The organism is Parapedobacter indicus (genome assembly GCF_900113765.1).
GTDB lineage: Bacteria > Bacteroidota > Bacteroidia > Sphingobacteriales > Sphingobacteriaceae > Parapedobacter > Parapedobacter indicus.
Map to the genome: position 1 here is coordinate 533,058 of NZ_FOQO01000001.1, position 16,700 is coordinate 549,757.

The 16,700-nt window shown below is 51.4% G+C and carries 8 protein-coding genes; 3 read left to right on the forward strand and 5 right to left on the reverse strand.

What is annotated here, in order from left to right:
* Nucleotides 1-53: 53 nt before the first annotated feature.
* From BMZ56_RS02090 to BMZ56_RS02100, 3 genes are all read left to right on the forward strand, one after another.
* Nucleotides 54-779, forward strand: a complete 726-nt coding sequence (locus BMZ56_RS02090; RefSeq protein ID WP_090623517.1) for a LytR/AlgR family response regulator transcription factor — start codon at nt 54-56, stop codon at nt 777-779.
* A gap of 141 nt (nt 780-920) precedes the next feature.
* Complete coding sequence (locus tag BMZ56_RS02095) at nt 921-11,705, forward strand: fibronectin type III domain-containing protein (RefSeq protein WP_177195003.1); 10,785 nt, start codon at nt 921-923, stop codon at nt 11,703-11,705.
* 29 nt (nt 11,706-11,734) lie between these two features.
* The gene (locus BMZ56_RS02100; RefSeq protein WP_090623523.1) at nt 11,735-12,631 is read left to right on the forward strand and encodes a PorP/SprF family type IX secretion system membrane protein; all 897 of its coding nucleotides are present in this window, start codon (nt 11,735-11,737) and stop codon (nt 12,629-12,631) included.
* Here the strand turns inward: BMZ56_RS02100 and lgt are convergent.
* Genes lgt through BMZ56_RS02125 form a run of 5 tightly spaced genes read right to left on the reverse strand, consistent with a single transcriptional unit; the run spans nt 12,626 to nt 16,628 of the window.
* The gene (gene lgt / locus BMZ56_RS02105; RefSeq protein ID WP_090623527.1) at nt 12,626-13,462 is read right to left on the reverse strand and encodes a prolipoprotein diacylglyceryl transferase; all 837 of its coding nucleotides are present in this window, start codon (nt 13,460-13,462) and stop codon (nt 12,626-12,628) included. The genes BMZ56_RS02100 and lgt overlap by 6 nt on opposite strands.
* A gap of 46 nt (nt 13,463-13,508) precedes the next feature.
* On the reverse strand, nt 13,509-14,435 hold the full coding sequence (gene rimK, locus BMZ56_RS02110; protein WP_090623531.1) for a 30S ribosomal protein S6--L-glutamate ligase: 927 nt from the start codon (nt 14,433-14,435) through the stop codon (nt 13,509-13,511).
* Between the two features lie 35 nt (nt 14,436-14,470).
* Complete coding sequence (locus BMZ56_RS02115) at nt 14,471-14,902, reverse strand: ATP-dependent zinc protease family protein (RefSeq protein ID WP_090623534.1); 432 nt, start codon at nt 14,900-14,902, stop codon at nt 14,471-14,473.
* A 19-nt stretch (nt 14,903-14,921) separates the two neighbouring features.
* Nucleotides 14,922-16,100: an AIR synthase related protein gene (locus BMZ56_RS02120; protein WP_090623538.1), complete on the reverse strand. Its 1,179-nt coding sequence runs from the start codon at nt 16,098-16,100 to the stop codon at nt 14,922-14,924.
* A 9-nt stretch (nt 16,101-16,109) separates the two neighbouring features.
* Nucleotides 16,110-16,628: an OmpA family protein gene (locus BMZ56_RS02125; RefSeq protein WP_245893041.1), complete on the reverse strand. Its 519-nt coding sequence runs from the start codon at nt 16,626-16,628 to the stop codon at nt 16,110-16,112.
* Nucleotides 16,629-16,700 lie beyond the last annotated feature (72 nt).

The following is a 16,700-nucleotide window of genomic DNA, read 5'->3' on the forward strand; positions in this document are numbered from 1 at the left end:
GGAGCATTAGTGGACATACGAACGAATCATATCCGAATGAAATCGCTTGCAGGATGAAAATTTTCATAGTCGAAGACGAAGATCTTTATATTGACCAGTTGGAAATGGTGGTTGAACAGGCCGGCCATACGGTATGCGGCGCCGCAACCAACGCCGAGGAGGCCTTGCGGCTGTTTGAGAAAAGCTGTGCGGATATGGCGCTCATCGATATCAATTTAGCGGGCGAGATGGATGGCCTGGAACTGGGGAAATGGCTGAAGCGGTTTAGGGACGACCTGCTGATTATCTTTATCACCGCTCACTACGCCGATGTGGGGTATTTTGAAAAGGCCAAGCAGCTTTCGGCTTATGCATTTTTGAAAAAGCCCATTGACGCGACCGATTTGTTGCGTACCATCGAGCTGGCCTTCCAATACAACACCACGCAGGCCGACGTCGGCACCCGGGGTCATACGGATGACCATCACACCTTGCTGGTGAAAATCAAAGCGAAGTACATCAAGATTGACCAAAACGACATCACCCATATCGCCGCCGAAGACAAATACTGCTCCATCCACCTCAAAGACGGGACCGTGTACCTTGAACGGATTTCGCTCAAGGAGTTGAACAAAAAGCTTTCGCCGCGATTGTTTGCCCAAACCCATCGGAGTTATATCGTTAACTTAAATAATGTACAGGAAACCGATACCGCCGAATTTACCATTAAGGTTAATGGCAACCAAATCCCGCTTGGAGACACCTACAAAGATTATTTTTTGAAGAAATTTGGGGCTTAGCAGCCGAAATTTTTCAGGTTCGCGCCGTTATTCATCCCGTTCACGACATTTTTCCCCACCCGTTTTATTTTTTCATTTCATTTGTTGCCTATAAGGAAATTGATAGCCGGTTTCCAAGCCGTATCTACCATTATGGGCGTTATGAAAAGAGAAAGACTACCTCGTCATTTGAATCGTTTTTGGTTGCTGGCCCGTGCAATGAGGCGGATTGCTGGGTTTGTCTGTTTGCTACTGTTGATGAACACGAATGTGTTCGGACAGTATTGCGTTGGTGATATTACGCTGGATGATGATTTTGAATATATCTCCCGTGTAACCTTTCAGGAGATCGATAACCATTCAGGAAGGAGTGGCGGAAATGGATATAATGACTACACGGCAATGGAAGCCAACCTGACACCGGGTGAAACGTATCAAATTGCGGTCTCTTTAGGCGACTCTTATGCTTCCGATTACGTTTTCGTGTTTATCGATTGGAACCAAAACGGCTTGCTGGATGATCCGGGCGAGGTATACGAGGTGGTGACAAACCTGCCAGAGCGGGATTCAGGGCCACATACGTATGATATTACCATTCCTGAAAATGCGGTGTCTGGCGCCACGCGCATGCGCGTTGTATTGCAGTATGGGGAATCTGACCCTAACCCCTGTATTACTTCTGGCGACGGGGAAGTCGAAGATTATACCGTTATTGTGGGGACGCCATCGGCATGTCCGCGGCCGACGGGTCTCGCGACTACGGCGGTTACAACGTCTTCCGCCGATTTGTCGTGGGAAAGTGTGGGCGGCGCCTTTGAACTCAAATGGGGGATATCAGGATTTGGGCTTGAAGACGGTGGTACACTGGTCAACGGACTTACAGCCACTACGTACAGTCTGGTTGGATTAACCGAAGGTATTCCTTATGATGTTTATGTTCGGAGGGATTGCGGTGTGGACGGTTATAGTGATTGGACAGGACCGCTTACCGTTACTCCGGCACCCATTGCGATGATCACTTACACAGGTGGGCATATTCCAACCGCGTTTGATGAAGACCCCGACCTCAATAGTACGAATTTCTGTGAACCTGAACCTACGTTGACGCTTGAAATACCCGATGGCTACCAACTTTCGGGCCTTACCGTGCAGTATCGAATGGAGGCGCGGAACTACGGATATATCAGCGAACAGCGATCCATGCTCTATTCGCCGACGTTAGACCAGGGTGAAGAACACATGGTGTTTGGATCGGGCTATTCCGAAGGGACTTATGACTACGAGCGGCCCATTACATTTGCCAACGGTGCTACAGGCGAAGTGGATTTCGTGCTACGGGCTTGGCGGACCTATCAAGGCAGTGGTAATTGTAACACAACGTATAATCGCGTGGTTGCAGGTTCTTGGAAACTGATCGCTACATTCGAGCGATTGGCTACCTGCCTGCCTCCCGCGGACTTGGCCGTCACCGCTATCAGTCGGCAGCAGGCCACCGTTTCGTGGGAGTCGGGTGAAGCACCCGGCGTCGGATATGACTATTATTACGCCACGACCAGTACGCCCCCCCATGCGGCTACTACGCCCAAAGGGAGTACGGCGAATACGACATTCGACTTATCCGGATTGGAAATGGGCCAAACCTATCACGTTTGGGTACGTGCCAATTGCGGGGACGGAGACTACAGCAACTGGACGGGTACGTCATTTACCACATCGGCACCCTGGTCGGAGTCGTTCGATGTGGAACATTATTACGAATTACCAGCGGGATGGCAGTCACAAAGTGGCTCTTGGACGGTCGACAGAACAGAAGCACTCCTTGATGCCGAGAGCTATGTGGTCAACAACTATTTTTCCAGTGGTGAGTCGGATTTCCTGACTACGAATGCCATCGGGCCGGTGGAGGACGGGGATGTATTCACGTTCATCTATCGTAATGCGTATTATAATTTGCCCTACCAGGCTGCCCCAGCCGGTTCATTCAAGGTTACCGTCGGCGTATCGACGGATGGGGGTGAATCCTTCCAGGATGAGGAAGACTTTACGACCGACGGAGCGAGCGGTTGGCAGCCGTTCACGCTCGATATGGGTGTTTATGCAGGGCAAATGGTCCAGCTTCGTATCGGCGTGGAGACGATTGGCGCGATTTACTCGTACCGTTTTGGGTTCGATAATTTTTATGCCGGTCCGCCGCAATGCCCACGACCATTGAACCTGTCGTCTTCAGCGATTACACCGACCAGCGCCACGATTGCATGGAACGAGCCTGCCAGTTTGCCGGACGGCGGATACCAATACTACTACGCCAAAAGCGCTACGCCACCAACGGCGGTAACCGAGCCTTCCGGAACGGCGTCATCCAACTCAGCCAATCTAATCGACCTATCGCCGGGCGAGCAGTATTATTTTTGGGTCCGCACCGTGTGCGACGAAGAGGTTTACGGTGCGTGGAGCATTGCCGGTACATTTGCCACCGAATTGGAATTATCCAGTCCATGGACGGAAGACTTCGAAGCATCGACCTCGGCTCCGCCCGGATGGGGGACGTCCCATTGGCAGGTGAATGCCGAAAGCGATATCCTGAATGCGGATGGTAATATCGTGTATTCGTCGTTGTCGAACAGCGCCGGTAATTGGAGTAAAACACTCACAACCCCTAATATTAGTGTAGCAGCAAGGGATGTAATCTCCTTTAGCTATGCGACCAAGGACGATTTTTTTGGCGGAAATCCTGCCAAGGGCCGGTTTACCGTCAGTATTTCCGAAGATTATGGTGCGCATTATACGGATATCGAGACGGTTACCCTCAATAGTACAATGACTTGGCGGATGTTCAGTTATGCGTTGGATAGTTATGAAGGAAAGAATATTAAGTTACGCATCGTTGCGGAACATGTTTCAGGAGGATATCAAGTAGGGTTCGATCTCTTCCGTGTGGGCCCGCCTGCTGGCTGTCCGGTGATAGGCACCGTATCCGCTACGACCGTCGGTTATACAGGGGCGATCGTCGAGTGGGAGGATACGGGGAGCGACTACGAGTACTACCTCGTGGATAGCAATACGCCGCCAAGTGCCTATACCGGCAGCTATGAACGCACTTCGGACACCGAGATCCACTTTGATGATTTGGAAAAAGGCACAACCTATTATTTTTGGGTCCGGGCATATTGCAGCGACGACAGCTACGGTGAATGGGGGCCATTGGCCATGTTTACCACGCCAACGCAGGTTGGTACACCGTGGGCCGAAAGCTTTCCAACCGAGGGTGCGCCGCAAGGATGGGAGATAACCGGATGGGAAGTTGGAACGAATTCGTACCTGTCTGAGCCGGATGGAAATGCAATCTATAAACAAATATATTATAATTTCGATGTCGCCGAACGTACATTTACCACGTTGCACGTCGGTGATATCCAATCGGGCGACCAATTGTCTTTCCGTTATCAACTGACAACACATAGTAGTACACCCCCTGAAGCCGGATCGGGGAATTTTACGGTGGCCATTGCTACCGATATCGGAAACCCCTACACCGATATCGAAACAGTTGAAAATAACGGCACCGGCGGCTGGCAGGAGTTTTCCTATCCACTGGATGATTATGTGGGCGAGACAATCCAAGTGCGCATTGTCGCGACTTGGGTAGTTGGCAACTACTTTATCGCTTTCGACGATTTCTCCGTCGGGCCGGATGCCAGCTGCGCGGCGTTAACCGGATTGAGCGTATCGGATATCACGGCGGATGGGGCAATGCTGGCTTGGGACGAAGCCACTGTCGTACCCGCGGGATATGATTATTATTTGGCCACCGATGAAACAATGCCGGGTGCCGCCACCGAACCTTCGGGAAGCACTTCGTTGCCCTCGGTAGCATTAACCGACCTGGTTCCGGGACAAACGTATTATTGGTGGGTAAGGGCTGTCTGTGGCGCGGAAACCGTCGGCGTTTGGAGCGCAATCCAATCCTTTACGACCAAAGCGGTTACGCCGCGGCCCTGGCTGGAAAGTTTTTCATCCACAGCTACGCCGGCAGATTGGGTAATCGATGGATGGTCCATCGATAATCACGAAGACATTGACGGAGGTGCAGGAAACCTGCTTTATTATAATTTATATTCGAGCGATCCAAATGCCCAGTTCACGACACCGGATGTGGGCATTATCCAAACGGGGGACGAATTGTCGTTCCGGTTTAAACGGGTTAATTATAATGCGCCCGAAAGTGCGCCCGGATCGGGGACAGGCGGATTTGAGGTGAAAATATCGACGGATTTCGGCGAACACTACGAAATGCTGGCGACCGTACCCAACGATGGGACCACAGGGTGGCAATACCGGCAATTGGACTTGTCTGATTACGCGGGGGAAGCCATACGTATCCAAGTGAATGCCACGCAGGAAGATGAAGCGGACTATTACCTAGCCTTTGACGACTTTGCCGTGGGACCACCGCCAACGTGCCCGCCGATCGCCGGCGTGGCCGTTTCCGAGCGGACGACCACGACCGCGACAGTTTCCTGGGATGAACCCGACGATGCACCCACTGATGGGTACGGCTACTTTATTTCCACATCCAGTGAACCACCGGGCGCCTCGGTCGGCAAGGTGACCTTGCAGCCATCCGTCGCATTGGAAGACCTCGATCCGGCAACAACCTACTTTTTCTGGGTAAGGGCTAACTGTGGTGACGAAGATTATAGCGCGTGGCGGTCGATTTCGTTTACAACGGGAACCATTCGCTATGTGAAAGCGGATGGTTCGGGCGACGGCTCTAGTTGGGCCAACGCATCCGGTGTGCTGCAAGCGATGGTCGATGCCTCTGATCCCGGAAGCGAGGTGTGGGTAGCCGAAGGAACCTACCGCCCTGAAACGGATACCGGTATGCCACCAAGAGGCTTCGAAATGAAAAGTGGGGTAGCCATTTACGGTGGTTTTCCCTCCGCAGGGGGAGCATGGAACCAACGTGACTGGAGCGCAAACCAGACCGTTCTTAAAAGGCATCCTTTTGAAGAACTCCCGGTTGTGAGTAGCTACGATGTCGACCCAACGGGTATATTGGATGGGTTTGTGATCACGGATGGAAATGCCTCCAGGGGCGGTGGCATATATAATCTGGATGCCTCGCCTACCTTCCGGAATCTTGAAATCCGTAACAACAAGGCGCTATGGGGCGGCGGCATGTATGCCGACGGAAGCTCGCCCCGACTGATCAATGTAGCGATTACCAATAATGAAAGTAGCTATGCAGGGGCAGGAATGAGCAATATAGACTCCGGCAGTCCCATGATGCTTACCAATGTAGTGATCAGTAACAACAAAACGGGGAACGGCTATAACGGCGGCGCTATGGATAACACCAACGCTTCGCTGATTTTGACAAACGTCACGATTGCCGGGAACATTTCCAGTAATAGTGCTGTATACAACGAAAACACCACCCTAACCATACGGAATAGCGTCATATCGGGAAACAGCGATGGCTATAACGGAATCGATGGTATCCGGCAAGGAGGCGCGGGGAATGTGGTGACCGTTGATTACAGCCTTGTGGAAGGTTTGACGGCCATCGATAGTCGGGGCAATATCGACGGGAATACCGATCCTGGTTTCATCAGACTGGGAGCGGGCGACTATAGGCTACAGGAAACGAGCCCGCTGATCAATGCAGGGAGCAATACCTATTTCACACCAGGGGCCGAACCGGACCTATCTGGAATTAATACCGATGTGGCCGGTAACCCGCGGTTTTACGAAGGAAGTACGATCGATTTAGGGGCTTACGAATATAATGGCAATCAACCACCGTTGCCCACGACTATCCGGTATGTTAAAACCGCTTCAAGCGGCGGTGACGCGGTTGCGGACGGACGCAGTTGGGAAACGGCTTCCAGCAACCTGCAGGCCATGATCGATGCGTCCATGGAGGGCGATGAGGTTTGGGTAGCAGCCGGTGATTATCATGCGGTTTACGATGATCGGCCACACATCACGTTTGTCCTGAAAGAAGGGGTAACCGTTTATGGTGGTTTCCCGGCCAATGGCGGAGATTTGGACCAGCGCGACTGGAAGGCCAATGAAACCACGCTCATCGGGTACAGTGGGGGCGGGTATCCGGTTGTTAGCAATCATGACCTCACTAGCCAGACTGTATTGGATGGTTTTATCATTCAGGAAGGCGATACGGACCGGGGTGGCGGGATTTATAATTTGAACGCATCGCCGACGCTCCGGAATTTATGGATCAAAGATAACCAAGCTGCCTGGGGTGGCGGAATCTACAACACGGGCGCATCCTCGCCGGAAATTACCGACGTAGAAATCAGTAACAACATTGTCGAATATTCGGGAGGCGGCATTCTCAATGGCGAAAACTCCAATCCCCCATTAACCCGGGTCGTCATCCGGAACAACGAAGTAACAGCGCTGCCGATAGAAGGGGGTTCGGCCGGTGGCGCCGGAATTTTCCATCAGAGCGGCGGAACGTTGAAACTGGTGGAGGTGACCGTGGCAGACAATACATCGAATAGCGATGCCGGCGGGATTTATATAGCGGACGAATCTTCGGGCCTGTACCTGGAGAATAGCCATATTTTAGGCAACACTGCACACCGAAACGGAGGTGGATTTTATTTGCACCGGGAAAGCACGGACGTGACCTTGGTAAACACAGTTGTGGGCGATAATCAAGCACAATGGGGTGGCGGTATCTACAATGATGGTCACTTAATACTGCTCAATACCACGCTTGGTGCCAATAAGGCGGCAAATGGTGGGGGCGTGTACCATGCGAGCGCCGGTGCTGCCGCGGAAATCGAAAACAGCATTGTCAGTGGAAATTACCAAACCGATGGAACAACGCCGGACGATGTTTATAACAACGGTTCGGGAGAAGTTGTGCGCAACTATTCCCATAGCCTGGTGACTGGAAGTGGAGGGTCGGGAGCATGGGACGAAGGCTATGGTGTCGACGGTGGAGGCAACGTTGATGCGGCTGCTGACTTCCTTAGTTTAGATAGGGCCGCTGCCGATTACCTCAGGCTAGGCGCTTGCAGTCCGGCGATCGATGGAGGTAGCGACGAAGGTTACGAAAATAGTGATCACCAGTTAGCGCTCGATTTGGACGCAGCAAGTAATCCGCGATTGTATGGTAGTAGCCTCGATATGGGCGCATTCGAACGGCAAATGCCACCGGCAAATAGCGTGGTAGTTCCGACAGCCGGCACCTATCGGATCGGACAAACGCTCACCTTCGAAGTGATGTTCAGTGCTCCAGTTTCCGTAACCGGAATCCCGTATATCCCGCTCATCATAGGGGGGCATGATAGGCAGGCTCATTATGAATCAGGGTCGGCGTCCAATACGCTGACATTCCAATATCAACTAGTAGAAGGGGATGAAGATACCGAAGGCATTGAAATGGCATCTGCTATTGTATTAGATGGGGGAGAATTAATATACACCGATAATGAAAAAGATGCCGACCTTACCCTATGCGGTGAGGTCGAAGGGGGAACCCTAATCGATGGCGTTAAGCCGGAACTGACCGCCGTTTCCATCGCTTCCGACAATACGGCCGACGTCACGTTGGCTAAGCCCGACGACGAAATCACGTTGACCTTTATCGCCGATGAAGCCATCGGTTTGCCCACAGTTACCATCGCGGGGAACCTGGCTACCCTAAGCGCATCGGATGGAGAGCCGAATAGCTGGCAAGCCAGTTACACGATGACCGCCGATGATGAAGAAGGGCCCATTGCGTTTACCATCGATTATGAAGATGAAGCGGGTAATGCCGGTTCTACCGTTGAAGCTACGACGGATGAAAGCATCGTAACCTTTGACAAGACCCCGCCTGAAACCCCAACATCGCTGGCTATTGAACGCGCCGATGGAAAGCTGGTAATCAGCTGGGACGTCAATACGGAAGTGGACTTTGCCTTGTATCGACTCTACATGGGTACGGACCTAAACGACCTAAGCGAATCCATCGATATCACCGATATCGCTGCCGACAGCTATATACATGCCGATTTGGATAACGGCACGGAATATTATTACCGCATAGCGGCGGTCGACGAAGCGGGAAATGAAAGTGAATGGAGTGACCGATTAAGTGAAATGCCGAAGGCTGCCCAGACCATCACATTTGATGTGTTGGATGATAAGGTATACGGTGCCGAATCTTTTGTATTGTCAGCGACCGCTACATCGGGACTGACGGTGCAATTCGAAAGTAGTGACAACGGGGTTGCATCGATTGGTGATGATGGCGTGACCGTAACCATTCATGGCGCGGGAACGGTTACCATCACCGCTACACAACCGGGAAACACGGCATTTGAACCGGCAATAGCGGCACAGCAGGAATTGGTGATTTTAAAAGCCAAGCCAGTCATCACATGGGCCAATCCTACGGCCATCACCTACGGCACGGCGCTGAGCGATACACAACTGAATGCGGAAGCTGACGTTGATGGGCTGTTTACCTATACCCCTGCGGCGGGCACGGTGCCGGATGCCGGTACCGGCCACCCGCTCACGGTCACCTTCACGCCGGATGACACGGACAACTACGAACCGGCCACAGCCAGTGAAGTGATAGCAGTGCAGCCACGTTCTATCACGTTAACGGTCAAAGCACAAAGTAAGGTGTATGGCGATGACGAACCCGAGGGCTATGTATATGCACTCAGTGACGGGTCAGCGCTGGCTGTGGCCGATAATCTCGGCGACATTGTTTCGAATATCACTCGTGAGGCCGGTGAAGGTGTGGGAAGTTACTCCGTCTTTCTTGAACTCGCGGGTGCCAAAGCAGCCAATTATGACATCACCTTTGATGCCAAAAACAAGGCGTTTACAATTAGGCCAAAGCCTCTCACTGTATCGTTGAGCGCAACACCGGAAACCGAGAAAATTTACGACGGCACCGCCCATGCCGAACTTTCCGCCGGAAACTATCGGTTGCACGGCGTGTTGGGTGATGATGATGTTTATGTTTCCGGTTCTGCAAGTTACAAGCAGGCGGAGGCTGGCGAGAATATTCGCGTGCGGGTTGAGGATTTTGTGTTGCATGGCCGGGATGCTATCCATTACGTAATAGAAACGACAAGCGCAGAGACCGTTGGGCGTATTGTATGGGGAGCCGTGGAAGCACCGACCAACCTTTCCGCTACCACCGGAGATAAGCAGGTCGCCCTAAGCTGGCAAGCGCCGCCCGATAATGGGCAACCCGTAATGGAATATGTCATCCAGTTTTCACCAGACAATGGACAGACTTGGGCGCTGGCCAATCGGATACCCGCTACCGTTACCCGCGCGGTGGTAGTCGACTTGCAGAACAATCGTCCTTATGATTTCCGCGTGGCAGCGGCAAATGACGCAGGTATTGGCCCGTTCAGTGAAAGCGTTGTGGGCATCATACCTACTGCACCTGTTCTCGACGACGGAAAACTGCCCAATCCTCCGGGGGGTGAGGCCGTCGTCATCACCAATGGCGATGTCGAAACGGTGACACTTGAAGTTGTGGATTCGGAATATTTGCGGTTAAGTAGCGGAGATTTTGAATTTAAGTTGGCCACATTAGGCGTCAACGGTAACCGAATACCTATTTCGGAAATAGATGCCATCATTCGCATGATCCGTGGGACGGGTACAAGCGTATACGTGAGTGGTCGTGGTTTCGAGCCAGGGACGGTCATTACGGTATACGTGTTTTCCGATCCGCAGGTGCTGGGACATATCGATGTGCGCCCGGATGGGTCTTTCGAAGGGAGTCTGCTGCTTCCAAATAACCTTGAAATCGGTAAGCACACCATCCAGGCAAACGGGATTGTTGCTGGTGATGGGGGTGAGCGCTCCGTGTCGCTGGGCATGTTGGTGGTGGAGAACAAAACCCAAAATATTCAGTTTGATGGCTTGGGTGAACGGTCATATGGGCAAGGGCCGATGTTATTGAATGCAACGAGCACCAGCGGATTACCGATAGTCTATACCGTCACCGACCCCGAAGGCAAGCCTACAGCACTCGCGACCATCGAGCACGGCAACAAACTGCATATCCATGGGGCAGGGGATGTATGGGTAACCGCCACCCAACCCGGTAACATGGAATACAGGGCGGCGGCGTCCGTTGCACGTCGGCTCCACATCTCGCGGGCAGCGCTGGATGTTTCTGTTGCCGACGCCAGCCGTGCCTATGGCGAGGACAACCCCAAGTTCGAATTGTCGTATAGCGGCTTTGTAAACAACGACGATGTCTCGTCATTAACGCGCCAGCCCGAAGCGAGCAGCCAAGCTACGTCGGCAAGTGCGCCCGGAACGTACCCCATTGGAATCGAAGGGGGCATATCGGGCAACTATCTGTTTAGATATCATGTTGGAACACTGGCCATTACGAAGGCTCACCAGGTCATAAATTTCAACGTGCCCCACAAGGAAATAAATCGCGCTATCGGTAGCGTTTCGTTAGATGTAGGCGCAACTAGCGGGCTACCGGTTACCTTGGATGTAGATAATACGTTGGCTGCCACGTTGACGGGGACCGTGTTGAATGTCCATCGTCTAGGCACCGTCCAAATTACCGCTACACAAACAGGCGATTCGAATTACCTGCCGGCGGACCCGGTTACGGTAACGGTGCGTATTGTCGATCCATCGGCGCCTCTTCCCGTTCGTGTCCACCAAGCGGTGTCGCCAAACGGTGATGGTATCAACGAATGGTTGATCATAGAGGGTATCCGCGATTATCCGGAAAATCGTGTAACGATTATTAATCGTAACGGGACGGTCTTATGGGAGGCCAATGGATATGACAATGCCAACGTGATGTTTCGAGGGATCAGTACGGGGCAGATGAAACTTCCCGCGGGTACGTATTTCTATCTGGTGGAAATCAAAAACGGAGGTAAATGGGTGTACGAAAAAGGATACTTTGTATTAAGGTATTAGAGGGTGGAATAGGAAAACAAATACAGTAGATGAAAGGAAGGTTATTGATAACGGCAGGGGCGATACTGTGTGTATCGGCTATTGCACATGGACAGCAGGCATTAACGCATACGCAATACGGGCAATTGCGTACAGTGATTAACCCAGCAGCAAGCTTGATAAGTCAGGGCGGTGAAATATCGGTGATCGGCCGTAGGCAATGGGTAGGGCTGGACGGCGCTCCTACGGTATTTTGGGGGAGTGGCTACATGGGATTCAGGAACTTCGGTGCTACAGTGGGAATTACCATTCGCCACGAAAGCCTGGCGGTGGAGAAATTGACAGAGGCCGGTGCGTTCTTCGCTAAGAGCGTGCGTATCTCGGAAGCGGAGTATATTGGGCTGTCACTGAACGCAGGAGTGAGCTACCTAGACGGACGATTCTCACAGCTGGACCCACAGGACCCAGCCTTTGGGCAAGACATACAGGAGACGGATGCACTGGTTGGTTTCGGGGTGGTATTGTACCGTCCGGAGCGTTATTACGTGGGCTTGTCGCTTCCTCGGCTAATGCTGGGCAGCCTGGGAGTTGACAATGCCGGTCGGTATAACTTCCGTAACCTGTATCACCTAACAGCGGGTGCCCTGTTTGATCTAGGAGTCAATTTCCAGTTCCGTCCCTCACTGTTGGTTACGTATGCAGAGAGCCTCCGTCCACAGTCCGAAATCTCGGCGATGGTATTTGTGAAACGGACATTTGGCTTAGGGTTGAACGTTCGGAGCTACGGCGAGGTTGCGGGCCTGGTACACTTCAACTTCGGTAATTTCCGTCTCGGCTACAGCTACCAGTTTAACCCGCGAAACGAGCCATTGAACCGCCGCCTTAACAATAATACCCATGAGATCGGACTTAGCTACCGCTTAAGCCCCGATGGGGGGTTGCTATGAAGACCGACGATTGTTCTTGGGATAGGGCCTGAACAGCAGGAAAATCCCTAACGCTACAAAGGGTATGCTAAGTAACTGTCCCATGTTGAACTTCATCCCCTCTTCAAATGCTTCCTGATTTTCTTTGATGAATTCCAGTCCAAAGCGGGCACCGAACAGCAAGATTAAGAAAATGCCAAAAATAAAGCCGGGTTTCAATGCTGTTTTGCGATGATAAATGTTCCAAAGCAAGATAAAAATCAGCACATAGCTTAACGCCTCATACAGCTGCGCGGGATGTCGTGGAATCTGGTCTACCTGTTCAAAAACTACCGCCCAGGGTAAATTCGAGGGCAAACCAATGATTTCGGAGTTGAAGAAGTTCCCGGTACGCACGAAAGCGCCTGCCAGTGGAATGACAATAACCAATCGGTCCGTAATCCAAAGAAAATCTGTTTTCGTTTTCCGGCAAAAGAGAAAGATTCCCACCAATATGCCGATCGCCCCACCGTGACTGGCCAATCCATGAAAACCGGTAAGCTTGAATTCGCCATTAACATAGGTATAAGGCAACAGCATCTCCAGCGGATGGTCTTTGTAATAGTCAAATTCGTAAAATAGGCAATGGCCGAGGCGTGCACCCAGCAATGTGCCCAGAAAAATATAGATGCTCAGTTGATCTAACAATTCCTGGGGCTTATGCTCACGCTTAAAAATGTGCAGCATCAATACATAGCTACTGATAAAAGCCAGCAGGAAACACAATGTGTAGTACCGAACTTCGAAGCTCCCGATACTGAATATCTCCGGGCGAACATTCCAATGGATTGCGGCAAGCAGGGTGTCTATCATGGTTATGATCTGTTTAGGAGGGTAAATATAGTGTTTATTTGCTGAATCACAATTTTTGCCCCGCCTTCGCTTTGCGGTCTTTCCGGTTTTGCTGCTTAAGGATGTATTGTTTTTCGAGAAAGGCAATGACCTCACTGGCAATGTCTTTTTGGGTGGCTTTTTCGATGCCTTCCAAGCCCGGAGAAGAATTGACTTCGAGTACAAGTGGCCCGCGGTCAGAAGGCAGCATATCCACCCCACATACCGTCAATCCTAGCTCTTTGGCTGCACGCACAGCGGTTTCACGTTCGGCTTTATTGAGTTTAATGATCTCTGCGCTACCCCCCCGGTGCAGGTTGGAACGGAATTCACCCTCCTTGGCAGTACGTTTCATCGCACCGACTACTCGTCCGTCCACCACAAATGCACGGATATCTGTGCCGCGTGACTCTTTGATGTATTCCTGAATGAGGATGTTGTTACCCAAACCATAAAAAGCCTCAATAACCGATGATGCCGCTTTTTTGGTTTCGGCAAGCACAACGCCAATGCCCTGCGTGCCTTCAAGTAGTTTGATGACCAGTGGCGGACCTCCTACCATCTTGATCAGATCGTCGACATCCCGGGTCCGACGGGCAAACCCGGTAATGGGCATACCAATTCCAGCACCCGAGAGGATTTGCATACAGCGCAGTTTGTCACGTGATCGCGTAATAGACTGGCTGGGATTAGCCGATATAACGCCCATCACTTCAAACTGGCGGACGATGGCGGATCCATAAAAGGTAACCGACGCACCAATTCGCGGAATAATCGCATCAATATCGGACAAGTCCTGTCCTTTGTAGTGCATGCTGGGTTTCCCCTGCTTGATGCCCACATAACACTGACTGTGGTCGATGACGACACATTCATGCCCGCGCATCCGCGCAGCCTCTACCAACCTACGTGTCGAATAGAGGTTCTTTAGGGTTGATAAAACTGCAATCTTCACGTGTACGAAAATAAATTCCTGATGGATAGAAACACTTATTTTTTTGAAAGGTTTGCGCGCGAAACATCCACGAGGAATTTTTTGCGGATAAACGAGCGCCCCAGCAAAACAGGAAATTCCATACCAGAGCGATCGCGGAGGGAAAGCTCAATGGCATGCATTTCGTTGAACAGCCGGATTTTGGTGTTTATCACGTAGCGGTTTTCCTCCTGGCCAAAAGAATTTCGGATCCTACGTTCGCTATGGAAGGGCAAGGTAAAGTGGGTATGCTGCGATCCGAACCGATCATCCAAAGGCCGGAATTCGACATATTGTTTTCGACCTTTCTTTACCAGCTGGATAGCGCTGCAGTGTACTACCGAAGTGCGTGCACCCGTATCTACTTTTGCGGAAATACCGTATAGACCCAAATCCGGCAAATCTACCGTTTCCTTCCAACCGATGGTTTTCAGCGCGACAGCGGCCATTGCTTTACAAACTTTGGGCTCAATAATAAATATATTCGCCAAAAGGAGACTTGACGGTTACCTGTTTTACGGCAGAAGACTCCACGCGGCCGATAACCTGGGCAGCGACGCCATATTGTTCGGAAATACGGATAATGTCGTCGGCAATGGCAGCCGGCACGTATAGCTCCATGCGATGCCCCATGTTGAATACCTTATACATTTCCTGCCAGTCGGTGCCGGATTCTTCCTGAATCAGTCTGAACAGGGGAGGGATGTCAAACAAATTGTCCTTAACAATGTGGAGTGCATCGATGAAATGGAGGACTTTGGTCTGTGCACCGCCGCTGCAATGTACCATCCCGTGGATATCCCGACGGTACTTGTCGAGCACCTGCTTGATAACCGGCCCATAGGTGCGGGTAGGTGACAAAACAAGTTTACCCGCAGTGACCGTCCCGTGTCCGGGAATTTCGACGTTTTCCGTTAATCCTTTTGTACCCGCAAACACTAATTCGTCGGGTACCGACGGATCGTAGCTCTCTGGAAACTTTTCGGCAACCGACTTGTGGAACACGTCGTGCCGGGCGGAAGTAAGCCCGTTCGACCCCATGCCCCCGTTGTATTCACGTTCGTAAATCGCCTGTCCAAAAGAAGCCAGCCCGACGATGACGTCGCCCGATTGTATGCGGTGATTGGAAATCACCTCGTCCCGTTTCATGCGGCAGGTAACCGTGCTATCCACGATAACGGTACGCACGAGATCGCCAACATCGGCTGTTTCTCCTCCGGTGGAATAAATGCCGATACCTAAGTCGCGAAGTTCCGCTAATATTTCTTCGGTACCATTGATGATCTCCGCAATAACCTCCCCGGGGATGCGGTTTTTATTACGTCCGATGGTGGATGACAGCAGGATGTTATCGGTCGCCCCAACACATAACAAGTCATCGAGGTTCATCACAATAGCATCCTGTGCAATACCCCTCCATACCGAAAGGTCGCCGGTTTCTCGCCAATACACATAAGCGAGGGAAGATTTCGTACCCGCACCGTCGGCGTGCATGATGTTACACCACGCCTCGTCGCCTGTTAATATGTCGGGTATGATTTTGCAGAACGCCTGGGGAAACAACCCTTTGTCGAGGTTCTTGATAGCATTGTGTACGTCTTCCTTGGCAGCGGATACTCCCCGCAGGTTGTATTTAAAATCAGCCATTTCCGCTGTTTAGTCTACATGCCTGATTTCTACCCGTCGGTTTTGTGCCCTTCCAGACTCCGTATCGTTAGACGCAACGGGTTTTGTGGCGCCGAATCCTTTTACGGTCAAGTTGTTTCCGTAGATGCCAGCGTTAACCAGATAAAGTTTTACGGCGTTGGCCCGGTCAATAGACAATTCCATGTTGTAAGCCGCTGTACCTTCGACGGAAGCATGGCCGTCGATGATGAATTTGGCATCGGAGTCTTTTTGCATTTCGCGGGCTATCTGGTCAAGAACGGCATACGAATTTGTTTTCAATACCGATGAATCAAATTCAAACTGTATATTAGTAAAGTTGTAATTTGGCGGTGACACCGGAGCAGGTGTGGATTGTGTAGGCGCCGCGGTTGGTTCCTTTTTTTGAGGCTCTGCGACAACCCGTTCTTCGGGAACCTCCCGCTCAACAACCTCCGCTGAGGGCTGAAGGACTACTTGTTTTGGCTTGCAGCCTTGATAAGACATCGCCAACATGCCTAAGCATGACATTAATATACAATTACTTATAGTTTTCATGTTTGATAACTTTACTGCGGTAAACATAGGAAATATCTGTTAATT

Coding starts and splice junctions, on each gene's coding strand:
- BMZ56_RS02090 (WP_090623517.1), top strand. CDS start 54: ATGAAAATTTTCATAGTCGAAGACGAAGATCTTTATATTGACCAGTTG.
- BMZ56_RS02095 (WP_177195003.1), top strand. CDS start 921: ATGAAAAGAGAAAGACTACCTCGTCATTTGAATCGTTTTTGGTTGCTG.
- BMZ56_RS02100 (WP_090623523.1), top strand. CDS start 11,735: ATGAAAGGAAGGTTATTGATAACGGCAGGGGCGATACTGTGTGTATCG.
- lgt (WP_090623527.1), bottom strand. CDS start 13,462: ATGATAGACACCCTGCTTGCCGCAATCCATTGGAATGTTCGCCCGGAG.
- BMZ56_RS02115 (WP_090623534.1), bottom strand. CDS start 14,902: ATGGCCGCTGTCGCGCTGAAAACCATCGGTTGGAAGGAAACGGTAGAT.
- BMZ56_RS02120 (WP_090623538.1), bottom strand. CDS start 16,100: ATGGCTGATTTTAAATACAACCTGCGGGGAGTATCCGCTGCCAAGGAA.
- BMZ56_RS02125 (WP_245893041.1), bottom strand. CDS start 16,628: ATGTCATGCTTAGGCATGTTGGCGATGTCTTATCAAGGCTGCAAGCCA.